This is a genomic window from Mesorhizobium sp. P2_C7 (genome assembly GCF_056404515.1).
On the sequence record NZ_JBFUDW010000013.1, the window covers coordinates 153,968 to 167,765 of the forward strand.

Annotated in this window: 11 protein-coding genes; 4 read left to right on the forward strand and 7 right to left on the reverse strand. The window is 62.5% G+C overall.

Going from position 1 to position 13,798, the window contains the following annotated elements; translation table 11 throughout:
- Positions 1 to 270 precede the first annotated feature (270 nt).
- A complete protein-coding gene (locus AC1D2G_RS25115) occupies positions 271 to 1,689 on the forward strand; it encodes an aminotransferase (RefSeq protein ID WP_477417332.1) in 1,419 nt (472 codons plus the stop codon).
- 51 nt (positions 1,690 to 1,740) lie between these two features.
- On the opposite strand, the gene AC1D2G_RS25120 is transcribed toward AC1D2G_RS25115, so the two are convergent.
- The gene (locus AC1D2G_RS25120; protein WP_477417334.1) at positions 1,741 to 2,943 is read right to left on the reverse strand and encodes an aromatic ring-hydroxylating oxygenase subunit alpha; all 1,203 of its coding nucleotides are present in this window, start codon (positions 2,941 to 2,943) and stop codon (positions 1,741 to 1,743) included.
- 499 nt (positions 2,944 to 3,442) lie between these two features.
- Here AC1D2G_RS25120 and AC1D2G_RS25125 point away from each other — a divergent pair, with 499 nt between their 5' ends.
- Positions 3,443 to 3,853 carry a hypothetical protein gene (locus tag AC1D2G_RS25125; RefSeq protein WP_477299900.1) on the forward strand — a complete coding sequence of 137 codons (411 nt, stop codon included), beginning with the start codon at positions 3,443 to 3,445 and terminating at the stop codon, positions 3,851 to 3,853.
- Between the two features lie 125 nt (positions 3,854 to 3,978).
- On the opposite strand, the gene AC1D2G_RS25130 is transcribed toward AC1D2G_RS25125, so the two are convergent.
- Positions 3,979 to 6,066 (reverse strand): PAS domain S-box protein, encoded by a 2,088-nt coding sequence (locus AC1D2G_RS25130; RefSeq protein WP_477417336.1) that lies wholly within the window; start codon positions 6,064 to 6,066, stop codon positions 3,979 to 3,981.
- 75 nt (positions 6,067 to 6,141) lie between these two features.
- Entirely contained in the window at positions 6,142 to 6,915 is a 774-nt protein-coding gene (locus tag AC1D2G_RS25135; protein ID WP_477227782.1) for a response regulator, read from the reverse strand.
- A gap of 45 nt (positions 6,916 to 6,960) precedes the next feature.
- Between AC1D2G_RS25135 and AC1D2G_RS25140 the strand changes: the two genes are divergently transcribed.
- The gene (locus AC1D2G_RS25140) at positions 6,961 to 7,647 is read left to right on the forward strand and encodes a winged helix-turn-helix domain-containing protein (RefSeq protein ID WP_457151571.1); all 687 of its coding nucleotides are present in this window, start codon (positions 6,961 to 6,963) and stop codon (positions 7,645 to 7,647) included.
- Between the two features lie 70 nt (positions 7,648 to 7,717).
- Here the strand turns inward: AC1D2G_RS25140 and AC1D2G_RS25145 are convergent, their stop codons facing one another.
- Positions 7,718 to 7,885 carry a hypothetical protein gene (locus AC1D2G_RS25145; RefSeq protein ID WP_095089262.1) on the reverse strand — a complete coding sequence of 56 codons (168 nt, stop codon included), beginning with the start codon at positions 7,883 to 7,885 and terminating at the stop codon, positions 7,718 to 7,720.
- 35 nt (positions 7,886 to 7,920) lie between these two features.
- Complete coding sequence (locus AC1D2G_RS25150; protein WP_477417338.1) at positions 7,921 to 8,361, reverse strand: hypothetical protein; 441 nt, start codon at positions 8,359 to 8,361, stop codon at positions 7,921 to 7,923.
- Between the two features lie 245 nt (positions 8,362 to 8,606).
- On the opposite strand from AC1D2G_RS25150, the gene AC1D2G_RS25155 reads away from it, so the two are divergent.
- Positions 8,607 to 9,068, forward strand: coding sequence for a L,D-transpeptidase (locus AC1D2G_RS25155; protein ID WP_095089260.1), 462 nt, complete (start codon positions 8,607 to 8,609; stop codon positions 9,066 to 9,068).
- Between the two features lie 288 nt (positions 9,069 to 9,356).
- On the opposite strand, the gene AC1D2G_RS25160 is transcribed toward AC1D2G_RS25155, so the two are convergent.
- Both AC1D2G_RS25160 and AC1D2G_RS25165 read right to left on the reverse strand, forming a co-directional pair.
- The gene (locus tag AC1D2G_RS25160) at positions 9,357 to 12,440 is read right to left on the reverse strand and encodes an efflux RND transporter permease subunit (RefSeq protein WP_477417340.1); all 3,084 of its coding nucleotides are present in this window, start codon (positions 12,438 to 12,440) and stop codon (positions 9,357 to 9,359) included.
- Positions 12,437 to 13,789: an efflux RND transporter periplasmic adaptor subunit gene (locus AC1D2G_RS25165; RefSeq protein ID WP_477417342.1), complete on the reverse strand. Its 1,353-nt coding sequence runs from the start codon at positions 13,787 to 13,789 to the stop codon at positions 12,437 to 12,439. The genes AC1D2G_RS25160 and AC1D2G_RS25165 overlap by 4 nt, the downstream gene beginning before the upstream one ends.
- Positions 13,790 to 13,798: the final 9 nt, after the last annotated feature.

Below are 13,798 nucleotides of genomic sequence, written 5' to 3' on the forward strand. Positions count from 1 at the left end.
TGCAGGGCTCCGGGTGTGATCTCGGTTGCTGGCCTGGACTGTCCCGCCATACGGCATCCCACTGTGCCGGCGCTGCGCCTGTTCCCAATTTTGTTTTGGCTTGCCGGCTTTCTTTGATCATGCGCGCATCGGCGGATTGAAATCAAGCGCTATTTCTGTAATATTGATTGAACGGACATTCAAAATGAAGTGAAGGAAGCCACCATTTCCGGCATTTGACGCTGAATTTCATGCCCGAGAAAAATTGGACGAGATGATGTGGAGGCTATTGTGGCTGCTGTGAGAGATTTGAGGGCGAGCGAAACGGCTGATGTCGGCGACGACGATGCCGTCGAGTTGGCCAAGCGCCATCTCATCCAGCCCTGGCCCTATGCCGGTTCGGTCGGTGCCGAAGCGCGCACGCTGATAGGCGAAGGCGACGGCATCTACATCACCGACAGCACCGGAAAGCGGCTGATCGACGGGCCTGCGGGCATGTGGTGCGTCAATGTCGGCCACCGCCGCGAGGAACTCGCCAGGGTGATGTACGACCAGGCGATGGCACTGTCCTACAACACGCCTTGGTACACGATGAACGCGCCGTCGGCGGAACTTGCCCAGCGCATCGCCGGCCATGCGCCAGGCGATCTCAGCCATGTCTTCTATACCACCGGCGGCTCTTCGGCCGTCGAGACGGCGCTGCGCTTCATGCAGTTCTACAACAATGTGCGCGGCCGGCCGGAAAAGAAGCTGATCCTGAGCCGGGGCGGCGCCTACCATGGCTCGACCTATCTGTCGGCCTCGCTCAATGGCCGACCGCGCGACCACGACTGGATGGACGGCGCCGACGAGCTTGTGATCAAGCTGTCTTCACCCGACCCGTTCCGCCGCCCGCACGGTATGAGCCTTGCCGCCTTCACCGATTTCCTGGTCGATCAGTTCCGCGACACGGTCGCCCGAGTCGGCGTTGAAAAGATCGGTGCCTTCGTCGGCGAGCCGGTGCAGGCGTCCGGCGGCGTCGTCGTGCCGCCCGACGGCTACCTTAAGCGCATCCGCGAGATCTGCCGCGACAACGACATCCTCTATGTCTCCGACGAGGTGGTGACGGCCTTCGGCCGGCTTGGCCATGTCTTTGCCTCGGGCGACATGTTCGGCATCGATCCCGACATGATCACCTTCGCCAAGGGCGTCACCTCGGGCTATTTCCCGCTCGGCGGTGTCATCATCTCGGAGCGGCTGCTGGAAGAATTGCGCCGGTCGAACCATCCCGACGCGATCTTCGGCCATGGCCTGACTTACACCAGCCATCCCGTCGGTTGCGCCGTCGCGCTGAAAAACCTCGACCTGCTGGAAGAGGGCGTGCTTGCCCATACGCAGGACGTCGCGCCCTATTTCCAGGCGCAGTTGAAGAAACTGGAAGAGCTGCCGCTGGTCGGCGAGGTGCGTGGCCTCGGGCTGATGGGCTGTGTCGAATGCGTGGCCGACCGCGAAAGCAAGGACCCGCTGCAGCTCGACAAGAATGTCGGCAAGCGCATCGACGCGCACTGCCATGAGCTCGGCCTGCTGGTCCGTCCGCTGATCAATATGTGCGTGATGTCGCCGCCATTGGTCATCACGCGCGAGCAGATCGACGACATGGTCGGCATCTTGCGCGAGGGCATTTCGCGCACGATGGATGATCTGACGAAAGAAGGCGTGTGGCGGGGGTGAATTCTCCCTTCTCCCTTTAGCACGGGGAGGGCCTCTGATCGCCGTCTGCCCTTAAGACCGCGACCTGAGCGCGTCGTTCAGATTCCACATGTCCTTCTCCTCGGGCGCGGTTTCGAGGCCGAGCACCGGCAGCATCTTGCGCAGGTGATCGTGATGGGTGCGCACGCCATATTCGAGGTCGGAGAGATAAAAGCCTTCGAAGGCCTCGGACAGCATGGATTCGTTCGACCACACCGAAAGCTGGACGTCCTCCGACATGGTGTCGCGATCGATGCGGAAAGAGAGGTAGCGGGCGGCGGCCTGCTCGCGGCTCTCGTCGCGGTAGCGGTAGATGGCGCCGCGCAGCAGGGTCTGCCCGGTCGACAGCGGAAACTCCTGATAGAACTGCACCGATTCCGGCATCACCGAAATGACCGCATTGGGGAAGATGCCGTAATAGACCCAGGCCTTCTTCAGATAGTCGGGCAGATGCGTCGGCTCGGGCGCGATCTTGACATAGTTCTTGACGCTCCAGCGGCGGCCGGCATGCGGGTTGTATGTGGCAAAGGAGCGTGACACGCCGTTGATGAACGGCTCGTCGAAATAGGTGGCGCCATAGAGATCCTGCAGCGCGGGATGCGCCATGGCGACGTGATAGCCCTCATTGTCGACATCGCGAACCGACTTCCAGTTGACCGGCGTCTTCTGGGTCCAGATGCCCCAGGAGGGCACCATGTCGGCGGCGTTGTAATGCGCGAATTCCGGCTCGATCGGCTTCATCAACTCGGCGACCGAAGGCTGCGGCCCACCATTGCGGAAACGGATGAAGATGAAACCCATCCAGATTTCCAGATCGAGCGGCATCAAGCCGAATTCGGTCTTGTCGAGATCGGGAAAGGAGCGCGGGCGCGCGGCACCGCGCAGCGTGCCGTCGAGATTGTAGACCCAGCCATGGAACGGGCACACCAGCGCATTCTTGCAATTGCCCTGGCTGTCGGCGACGACGCGGCTGCCGCGGTGGCGGCACATGTTGTTGAAGCCGCGCACGACGTCGTCCTTGCCGCGCACGATCAAGGCGCGCTCGCCGACCACATCCATGGTCAGGTAGTCGCCGGCATTCGGGATGTCCGAGACATGACCGACGATCTGCCAGTGGTTGCGGAAGACGTGCTCCTTCTCAAGTTCCAGAAGGGCATCGGAATGGTAACTCCAGCCCGGCAGTCCCCGCCGGTCCCAATCGTTGGGGATCGCCACGTCGCGGAGGTGCGGGTTCATAAAACGTCTCTTCTTTTTGTTGAATGCTCATTCAATAAAAGCATATTTTTCATTGAAATGCAATGGTTTGTAGGAATCTGGCAATTTCTGGGACGGAATCCTCATGTCGTCTGGAGCCAAAATCTCCGCGGCTGTCGGCCCGGAAAATCCCGGAGAATCCGGGTGTTAGTCACGATTTCAAGGGCGCTGTCCCGGCACAATTTTGCGAGGCGAACGGGCGAAGGACGAAGCGCCTCTGCGCGGGCGGGGAAGGGCTTGCCGGTCGCCGCTTTGGGCCGCGCCGCGGCTGCGCTTTGGCCAGAGCAAATTGGGGTCGGAATCGGGCGAAGCCCCATTCTTCGAGAGGATGTGGATACCGCTGTGACCGGTTTTGCCCGATTTTGCCCGAAACACTGTTTCAGGCCGGTTACATTGTCAGACTTGCGCCACCCTAGCCCGGTTACAAAGTGCGGCTAAGTTCGTTTCATCACCAAAAAGAAACTCAGCGAAGGGAACGGCGATGTATGCGAAAATCAACACGACCCGTGGCGAGCACCTCCTCCAGGCTCCAGAGCGCGATGACCGCCGTCCGAAACTGGCGCTGCGCCAGCAGGCCAGCGACCATCCCATGGCGATGTTCATTCTGCTGGCTGCTTGCGCCTTCATCGGCATGGCGTTCGCGCCGACAGTCGGGCCGGCCTTCGCCTCGTTGAATCCGCCAGCCAACCTCGTCGACGGCGCGCAGACGACGACCAGGACCGCGCGCCTGCCGATGCCGACGATCGACTTCGCCTGCAAGGGTCAGGCCTGGGGCGCCGAGAGCATGGATTGCCTGCGCGCCATCGCCGAGCAGTCAGGAGCGCACAAGATCCGCGCGATCCGCATGATCGCCAATGCTGCGCCGTTGACCAGCACGCCGAACGTTTTCTGATTTTTGTCAAAGCCTGATCCCGAAACCGGTTCCCTCGTTGGGATCATGCTCTGACTTCCCCCGAGCGCTCCCTCCAGCGCGCTCTTCTTCGGCCCCCTGCCACGAGCCCGGCTGGGGGCCTCTTTTTATCCTTTCAATGCCGCCTGTTCGGCAATGGCGGACAGCACGCTGCGTACATCCAAAGTGCTGAACGGCTTTTCCAGTATCTGCGGCCGCTGCTGCGCCGGCAAGGCCTCGATTTCGGCTTTCGCGCCGATAAGGTCGCCGGTGACCAGCACGAAACGCTGCGCCAGGTCGGGCCTTTCGACAAGCAGCTCGCGATAGATCGATATGCCACTGATGCCGGGCATTCGCAGGTCCGAAAAGACGATATCGGGCGGCATGTGGCCGCCCAAGGTTCTGGTGCCTGATTCCCAGACGGGTGCAATCCGCGACTTGATGCCCATCAATTCGAGGATGTCGGAGAGCGAGCCGGCGACATCCGGCTCGTCGTCGATAATCAGGGCATGACGCAAGCCGCTCGAGCGCGGCTGGTTCTCGCCGGCGCTGGCGGCGCCGGCCGCAATGGCGGGCAGCTGGACCACGAAGCGTGCTCCCCTCGGTATCACTTCCTCGAACCAGACATTGCCATTGTGCCGCTCGATGATCGATTTCGAGATCGACAGGCCGATGCCGGTGCCGACGCCGACCGGCTTGGTGGTAAAATAGGATTCGAAGATGCGGCCGCGGATCGCTTCCGGCACGCCGGGGCCATTGTCCTCGACCGAGAAGCCAGGGTTGCCCCGGTCGCCGCGGAACGTCCGCACCTTGATCAGCCGGTCGCCGGCAATGCCGGCCAACGCATGCTGGCTGTTGATGAGGAAGTTGGCCGCCACCTGCGTCACGTGGTCGGCGTCGGCCATGGCCAGCAGCGGGCCGGCGGCAAAATCGGTGTCGATGATGATGCCGCTCGACCGCGCGCCATAGGCGGTCACCTCGAGGGCCGCGCGGATCACCTGGTTGAGATCGGTCTCGGCTTGGGCGGCGGGGTGAAGGCGGACCATCGACAGGAAGCTCTTGACGATGCGGCCGCAACGCTCGGCGGCGGCGCGCACCTTCTCGGCACGTACCTTGGTCTGCGGATCGGAGGCGAATTCGTGCAGCAGCGTCGATTGCGCGACCACCACGGCCAGCGGGTTGTTGAGTTCGTGAGAGACGCCGGCCAGCAACGAACCCATCGCCGCCATCTTCTCGTTCTGGTGTAGCTTCTCGCGCTGGCGACCGATCTCCTCCTCGGCGCGTAGCCTGTCGCGCAAATCGCGGATCGAACCGAAGATCAGTCGGCGATCGGCGACCCGCATCTCGGTCGCCGTCAGCTCGATCGGAAACACCTCGCCGGCCGCATTCTGCGTCACGGTCTCTAGCCGCTGGCCAACCATAGGCGCGCCGCGGCCGGACATATAGTCGGCGCCCGAAGAATAGCCCTTGCGGTAGTATTCGGGCACGACGGTGTCGAGCAGGTCCTTGCCGAGGATGTCGCTGCGCTGGAAGCCGAACATCTTTTCGGCGGCAGGGTTGAATTCGATGATCGATCCGGCCTCGTCGATGACGATGATGGCGTCGAGCGAGGCCTGCAGCATGGTGCGGCGAATGACCTCGCTGGCATGGGCGTCGGAGGGCGATCGTTCGATGGCGTCGCCAATGGCGAGCGCGATGATGTGCAGCGTCGCCTCCTCCTCGTCGGTCCAGTCGCGCTCGTCGACGCAGTCATTGACCGCCAGCGTGCCCCACAGATGGCCATGCGCGAAGACCGACACCGACAGGAACGACTTGATGTTCTGCTTTTCGAAGTCGGTTCTCAGGAAGCCTTCGAGATCGCGCGTGTGACCGGCGAAGATCTTGCCTTGCCGTTCATCCTCGGCCACCCGCTCCAGCAGCGGATCCGAGTTGACGACCGACTGCATGATGACGGTTGGCGATGCCAGTTCTCCGCCGAAGTCGGGGTCGATCCAATAGGCGGCGACCGACTGGGCGAAGCCCTGGCCGGGCAGCTCGCGCAAGCGAAACAGGATACCGCGCTGGCATTCTATGGCCCGGCAGAGCGTTTCCAGGATGCCCTCCATCTCGCGCTGCCAGTCGCCGGCCTCGCGCAGCCGGCGAACGACGCGCACGGCCGCCATCGCCGCGCCCTGCCTGAGCCCTTGCATATCCGTGTTTGCTGTTTCAGCGGTCATCTTCTGCCGTCATTCCAGGGCCAGTTCGATCGGCGGGCGACGGCTGCGAGCCTGACCCCTCTTTGGGCTCGATGCTCAGTTGCCGTCGCCGGTCGGCAGCGAAAAGATATAGCCTTCGCCGCGCACCGTGCGCAGAAATTTCGGATTGGCCGGATCCGTCTCGATCTTCTTGCGCAGCCGCATGATGCGAATGTCGACAGCGCGCGACGAGTCCGGGTCTTCGGTGAAGCCGATCGCCTCGGAGATCGCGGCGCGGGTCAGCAGCCGGTTGGCGCGGGTCAGAAAAACCTCCAGCACGTCGAACTCGCTCTTGGCCATGTCGATCACCGAGCCATTGGCGCCGGTGACCAGCCTGCCGTCGAGATCGGCCTGGAAAGGGCCAAAGGCAACGGAACGGCGATCTGTCGCGGCCTTCTTGCCTTGAAGCTCCTGCGGCTGAGGAACCCGGCGCAGCACGCTACGGACCCTTGCCAGCACTTCGCGCAATTCGTAGGGCTTGACGATGTAGTCGTCGGCGCCGAGTTCCAGCCCGACGATGCGGTCGAGCGCGGTGCCGGCGGCGGTCGCGTAGATGATACCGATCGGCAGCCGCGAACGCAGCCAGCGACCGAGCGAGAGGCCATCCTCGCCCGGCATGGCGATGTCGAGGATGGCGAGATGGAACGACTGCGTTTCAACAAGGCTGCGCGCGGCGGCCGCACTTTCGGCGGTGACCACGTCATAGCCGGCGGCGCCCAGATATTCGGCAACCGCGTCCCTCAGATCGGGCTCATCCTCGACGATGACAATTCTTGCCCGCACGATGCTCTCGCTCCCACTTTCAGTGGAAAGTAGATTGGGTATAAACATGATGTCCAGCACTCATATCTAGTTGCCAGGGAACGGTTGAAAAATATGGCCGCACGATCCGTCATTGCGCTCGTTTCGGTCGCCGAAGTGGTCGCCACCGAACTCGCCGACCATCTCGAGCGGCGTGGCCACGACGTGCATCAGGCGCGGCAGCCATGGGAGGCTGAGTCGCTGCTGTCGGGAAAGGGCATCGACGTCGTCGTCATCGGCGACAGCGTCAGCCAGGCGGAGGGGCGGGACCTGCTCAAGCGCCATGGTGGCGAGGGCGGACCGGATTTCATCCTGATCTGCCGGCCGGCAGATCTCGTCGACAAGGTGCTGGCGCTCGAGCTTGGTGCGGCCGACGTCGTCGAGAGCCCACTCAATGTCAGGGAACTCGCCGCCCGTGTCGGCGGCCTGCTTTCGCGGCGCGGCAGGGGCACGCAGGAACTGATCGTGCTGGAGAACGCGACCGTCGATCTGAGATCGGCCATGGTCATGCATCGGTCCGGCACGGAAGAGCAGCTTTCGCCCGGTCAGGTGGCGCTGCTCAGGCTGTTCCTGGCCAGTCCGCGCAAGGTGCTGACGCGTGACGATATCATTGCCGCGGCACCTGCCGAAAACGCCGACGCCTTCGATCGCTCGATCGATTCGCGCATCGTGCGGCTGCGCCGCAAGCTCGACACCGACACCATCACCACCATACGCGGCGCCGGCTATCGGTTCGATCCGCCGCAGCAATTCGTCGACTGACGGCTGGGCACTGACACCATCTCTTCGTTCGAGCATCGGAGTTTCCACCTGGGTCCGATGCTCCTGACGCTCAGCGCACCACCAGCAGCGAGGGACCCGCCGGCATGTCATTGCCCATGGTGAGCTCGCTCGCATGGGCGCGGTCCCTGAGCAGCACGGTGGCAACAGCGGCAAAGCCCAGCAGGCCCTGCGCGTAAAGCAGTGCAGAAAGCACCGAAGCGGCGAATTTCGTGTTCATCGTATCAGTTCCCCATATGTGTGTTGCAGGTCACTTCAGGATACTCCCGAAGTGCCCGCGCCGCTCACGGAGCCCCCCGCTGCGGCGCGGGCCTTCGGTCCTCTCGGCAGCAAGTTGCCGGAGGGGCCGCGCATTCCCGTCAGCTTAAGACCGACCCGCCAGAGGGCCTTAAGCCGAACGATGCGCAGGCTGGAAACAATCCAGACCGTGGCAAAAAACAGTGCGGCATGCAGGGTCGAAATCTCGCCTGACGTCATCGCGCCGAGACTTGTCAACGAGTTGCCGGCAACCGTGCCGACGCCGCCGATGACCACTGCCGCGATGCTGATCCTGAGAACCCAGGACAGTGCGTTCGATTTCGTTTCCATTTTCGTACCGGCTGTTTTCGTTACGTCAACTTTGCTTGCGGCCCGTATCCGGATCATGCCGCTTGGAGTCGCGCTTTGTTGCCGCTTGGTTTCGAGATCGAAGATCATTGTTTCATATACAGAAATTCGCACCTTCGTTTAGAGGCAAATACCCATGTTTGTGATCTGGGCCCCGCCAGCAAGCAGTGTCTGTCCCCCATTCTCGGCTGCGTCAGCGGCGTTTCTTGTTAACCAGAGGAAACAGATTCGAAACATAAACGAGCATTTCACGAAATCTCCCCGAAACATGACATTGGGATAAGCAGCCATCGAATTGGAGCCGGCCAAGTCCGGCAGAGAGAGGGGATTCCATCATGCACACCGCCATTTCCGCCAAGCTGATCAACGTCGCCGCCGCCGCCCTGACCGGTGCGGCACTGCTGTTCGGCGCCGGCTCGGGCGCAGCGCACGCCGCCAACAAGATCGTGGCGCGCGTCTCGCTTTCACAGCAGGTCATGGAAGTCTCGGTCGACGGCCGGCCAGCCTTCGCCTGGAAGGTTTCCACCGGCGACGGAGCCCATGTGACGCCGACCGGCTCGTTCAAGCCGACGCGCATGCATGAGATGTGGTATTCGAAGAAGTACGACAACGCGCCGATGCCGCACTCGGTCTTCTTCAGCGGCGGCTATGCGGTGCATGCCACCAACGCGATCAAGCGCCTCGGCCAGCCGGCTTCGCATGGCTGCGTGCGGCTGCATCCCGACAACGCCGCCGATTTCTATCAGCTCGTCGAAATGTTCGGGCCCACCAACACCAGCATTGTCATCGTCAAGTAGCAGGCTGTGAAACGGGCAGGCCAACTGCCGCGTCCTCGTTCAAGGCTCCCGCAGGAAGGTTTGCGCGGTATCGAGTACAGCTCAAACCGGCGGTATCGAGCCCAGCCAAAAAAAGAGGCCGGAATTTTCCGGCCTCTTTTTTGTTGTCATCCTGTTTTGCTTTAGAGCAGTTCACCGTTTCTCTGAAACGGCCAACTGCTCTAACTCTTTGTTTTGACGCAATTCCCTAAGGGAAAGCGCTACGCGCTTTTCCCGGGAAAACCGTTTCACACTTTTCCTGGAATTGCTTTAGTTCGGCAGTGCCGGCATCAGCTTGGGATCCGGCTTCTCGGCCAGATGCGGCAGGTCCTTGCTGGCGATGAAAGTGTAGAACATGGGCACGACGAAGAGCGTGAACATGGTGCCGACCAGGATGCCGGTGAAGATGACCAGGCCCATCGAATAGCGCGCCGCGGCGCCCGCACCGCTGGACATGATCAGCGGCACCACGCCAAGCGCCATCGCCGCCGTCGTCATCAGGATCGGGCGCAGGCGGACCTTGGCCGAGGCGATGATGGCGTCGCGCCGCCGCATGCCATGGATTTCACGCTGCTGGTTGGCGAACTCGACCAGAAGGATGCCGTGCTTGGTGATCAGGCCGATCAGCGTGATCAGGCCGACCTGCGTATAGATGTTGAGCGTGCCGAGACCCAGATTGAGCGGCACGATGGCGCCGAAGATCGACAGCGGCACCGCCATCATGATGATCAGCGGGTCGCGGAAGCTTTCGAACTGCGCCGCCAGCACCAGATAGATGACGATGACGGCCGCCGCAAAGGCGATCAGGATGGTGTTGCCCTGTTCCTTCTCCTGCCTGGACTGGCCGGAGTAATCGATGAAGAAACTATCGGGCAGGTTCTCCCTGGCGATGTCCTCCAGTGCCTTCAGCCCGTCGCCGGTGGTGACGCCGGGCAGCGGAAGCGCGGAAATCGTCGCTGAATTCAGCTGGTTGAACTGCTCGATGGCCGCTGGCGCGGCATTGTTGGAGATATTCACCACGGCCGACAGCGGCACCATCTCGCCCGTCACGCTGCGCACGAAGTATTGGCCGAGCTTTTCGGGGTTGTCGCGGAACTCCTGCGGCACCTGCGGGATGATGTCGTAGCTGTTGGAGTCGCGATCGAATTGCGCCACTTCGGCACCGCCGACCAGCAGCGTCAACGTCCGGCCGATATCGGCGATCGGCAGGTTGAGGGCCGCGGCGCGGTCGCGATCGATGGTCACCGTCACCTGCGGCGCGTCATAGGCCATCGAATTCTGCACGACGATGAAGCGACCGGAGGCCTGCGCCTTGTTCTTGATCTTCTCCGCCACATCGTACACTTCCGAGGAATCGCCGGTCGATCGCACCACCATGGCGATGGGCAGGCCGCCGCCGGAGCCCGGCAGCGTCGGTGGCGCAAAGACGAAGGCCTGGACACCCGCCACCTTGGCGAGACGGGCCGTAATGTCGGCCTGCAATTCCTTGGAATTGCGTTTGCGTTCAGCCCAGTCCTTGAAGGCAAAGCCGACGAAGGCGCTGTTTGTCTCACCGCCGAAGGCGACGGCGGAGAACTGCGCCCGCGTCTCGGGAATATCCCTCACAAGGCCGAGCATCTGGTTGACGTATGTCTCGGTGTAGTCGGACGTAGCATAGCGTGGCGCTGTCACAATCGAGAGCAGAAAGCCCTGGTCCTCTTCCGGCGCCAGTTCGCTCGAGGTCTTGGTGAACATGAAACCGGTGACGCCGACAAGCGCCAGCACGATGATCAGCGTCAGCGGGCGATAGTTCAGCGAACCGGTGACGGCCCTCTCGTAGACGTGCTCGACCCGCGCGAAGGTGCCGTCGACAATACGCTGGAAACGGCCCGGTGTGCCGGACTTCAAGAGGCGCGCCGACATCATCGGGGTGATGGTGACGGCGATGACACCTGACAGCACGACCGAGCCGGCGAGCGTGACCGCGAATTCGCGGAACAGCGCGCCGGTCAGGCCGCCGGTGAAGGCCAGCGGTGCGAACACGGCTGCCAGCGTCATCGTCATGGCGACAATGGCCGAGGCGATCTCGCGCATGCCGCTGAACGCCGCCTGCATCGGCGACATATGGTCTTCCTCCATGTGGCGATGGATGTTTTCCACCACCACGATGGCGTCATCGACGACGAGGCCGATGGCCAGCACCATGGCCAGCAGGGAGAGAAGATTGATCGAATAGCCCACCGCAAACAAAAGGAAGCAGACGCCGATCAGCGACAGCGGGATGGTGACGATCGGCATCATCACCGAACGGAAAGAGCCAAGGAACAAAAGGATGACGACGACGACGATGGCAACCGCCTCGGCGATGGTCTTGAACACCTCTTCGATCGAGGCGCTGATCTGCCCGGTCGCATCGTAGACGACCTCGATGGTCATGCCTTTCGGCAGTGTTTCCTGAATCTGCGGTACCAGCTTGGTAAGCGCCGCCGCCGTGGTCAGTGGGTTGGCCGCGGGTGTCGGGAAGATGGCGAGGAAGGTGCCGGGCTTGCCGTTGAAGCTGACCCTGGTGTCGGTGTTCTCGGCGCCGAGTTCGACGCGAGCCACGTCGCGCAGCCGCACCACATTGCCGTCCGTCGAGCGCAACGGCAGCGCGGCGAATGCTTCGGGCGTCTGCAGCGTCGAGCGCACTGTGATCGACGAGACCACATACTCGTTCTGCGTATTGCCCGGCGCCGACAGGAAGTTGGAATTATCGATCGCCTCCAGAACTTCGGCGGCAGTCACGCCGCGCGCGGCAAGCTTGACCGGGTCGATCCAGACGCGCATCGAGTATTCCTGGGCGCCGAAGATCTGCACGTCGGCGACGCCTTCGACCGTCGACATGCGTGGCCGGATGACGCGCTCGATGTACTCCGTCAGCTGCTCCTTCGTCATGTTCGGATTCTGCATCGAGATGTACATCATCGCGAACTGCTGGCCCGTGCCCTTGACGATGACGGGATCCTTGGAAGCGTCCGGCAAGGTGCCCCGCACGCCCTGGACCTTGGACAGCACTTCGGTCAGTGCCACGTCGGGGTTGGAGCCAAGCTTCATCTGCACCGTCACGGTGCTGGAGGACGGACGGCTCGACGAGGTGACGTAGTCGATGTTCTCGGTCGAGGCGACGGCGCGGGCGATCGGAGCGGAAATGAAGCCCTGGATCAGGTCGGCGCTGGCGCCTGGATAGGCCGTCGTGATGGTGATCGCCGTCTCGTCGACCTTCGGATATTGCCGGATTGACAGGTTGAAGATGCCCTGGAAACCCAGCAGCAGGATCATGCAGGCAAGGACCGTCGAAAGGACAGGCCGGCGAATGAAGATATCGGAAAAGCTCATTGCTGGTCGGCCTGCTTGTTCGCCGATTTGGTCGGGTCGATGGTGTTGTCGACCGCGACGGACATGCCATTGAAAAGCCGGTTCTGACCGGCGGTGACGACTTCGTCGCCAGCCTTCAGCCCCTCGACGATCTCGACCATGCCCTCGTTGCGACGACCGGGCTTGACGAAGACCTGCGACAGCACCAGCGCGGGCTTGTCGGCTTCCGCCGCCGGCTTGGCCGGATCGGCAGCCTTGTCTGCCGGCTTTGCCGCATCGGCGGCAGGCTTGGTTGCATCAGCCGCCGGCTTCATCGCGTCAGCCGGTTTGGTATCCGCGGGCTTTTTGCCTGCGAGTTGGGCGTCCGCCGGTTTGTCGGTTGCCGACGCGGCGGGCTTTTCTTCCGGCTTGGCTGCCTGCGTGGAGGGCGCTTCGGCGGGCTTCGCTGGCTGCACCACGAATATGTAGTCGCCATAGAGGCTGGTGGTCAGCGCCGTCTGCGGCAGCGCCAGCACATTCTGCTCTTCGGGCAGTTCGACACGCACCTGCACGAACTGGCCCGGGGTCAGCTTGCCTTCAGGATTGGCGACTTCCGCCCTGATATTCACCAACCGGCTGGATGGGTCGATTTTCGGGTCGATGCCGCGAATGGTACCGGCATAGGGCATCTCGCCGCCGCCGATGCCCAGCCGCACCGTCTGGCCGATCTTGAGCAGCGGGAGCTGTTGTTCGGGAACCGAGAAATCGACCCGCATCGTGTCCAGATCCTGCAACGTCACCACTACGGTGCCAGGCGCCAGGTACTGGCCGAGGTCGATTCTCGGAATGCCCACCGTGCCGCTGAAAGGCGCCGTCAGCTGCTTTTGGTCGAGCACCGCCTGCAGTTTGTTCACTTGCGCGGCGGTTGCCGATGCGGTTGCCCGCGCCGTGTCGAGCGTAGCGTCCGCATTGACGCCGCGCCTCTGCAGTTCAATGGCGCGCGTCAGCGCCATCTGGACGACCGCGACTTGCGCCTTCGTCGCTTCCAGATCGGCGCGCTCGACCGCACCGTCGAGTTGCAGCAGGACCGCGCCTTCCGCAACCTTCTGGTTGGCGTGAAACAGGATCTCCTTGACGATGCCGGTGGTTTCAACCGTCAGATCGACACCGCGCACAGCCCTGACCGTACCGATAGCCTCGACGCCCGGCGTCCAGGTCGACGGCTTGGCGATGGTCGTCGACACTGTCGCCGCCGGCGGCTTCATCGTAGCGAAATACTGCTTGATGCCGTTGTCGCGCAGGAAGTTGAAGCCGACAATGCCACCGACCACGACGAAGAGGACGAGCAGAACCAGGGCGATGATGACGATACGAAGGATGCGCTTGAACAAGGAAGTCCC

What these genes read in the sequence shown, in the direction of transcription:
- AC1D2G_RS25130 (WP_477417336.1), bottom strand. Translation starts at nt 6,066, where the DNA reads ATGACCGCTGAAACAGCAAACACGGATATGCAAGGGCTCAGGCAGGGC.
- AC1D2G_RS25120 (WP_477417334.1), bottom strand. Translation starts at nt 2,943, where the DNA reads ATGAACCCGCACCTCCGCGACGTGGCGATCCCCAACGATTGGGACCGG.
- AC1D2G_RS25145 (WP_095089262.1), bottom strand. Translation starts at nt 7,885, where the DNA reads ATGAACACGAAATTCGCCGCTTCGGTGCTTTCTGCACTGCTTTACGCG.
- AC1D2G_RS25135 (WP_477227782.1), bottom strand. Translation starts at nt 6,915, where the DNA reads ATGTTTATACCCAATCTACTTTCCACTGAAAGTGGGAGCGAGAGCATC.
- AC1D2G_RS25160 (WP_477417340.1), bottom strand. Translation starts at nt 12,440, where the DNA reads ATGAGCTTTTCCGATATCTTCATTCGCCGGCCTGTCCTTTCGACGGTC.
- AC1D2G_RS25140 (WP_457151571.1), top strand. Translation starts at nt 6,961, where the DNA reads ATGGCCGCACGATCCGTCATTGCGCTCGTTTCGGTCGCCGAAGTGGTC.
- AC1D2G_RS25125 (WP_477299900.1), top strand. Translation starts at nt 3,443, where the DNA reads ATGTATGCGAAAATCAACACGACCCGTGGCGAGCACCTCCTCCAGGCT.
- AC1D2G_RS25155 (WP_095089260.1), top strand. Translation starts at nt 8,607, where the DNA reads ATGCACACCGCCATTTCCGCCAAGCTGATCAACGTCGCCGCCGCCGCC.
- AC1D2G_RS25150 (WP_477417338.1), bottom strand. Translation starts at nt 8,361, where the DNA reads ATGATCTTCGATCTCGAAACCAAGCGGCAACAAAGCGCGACTCCAAGC.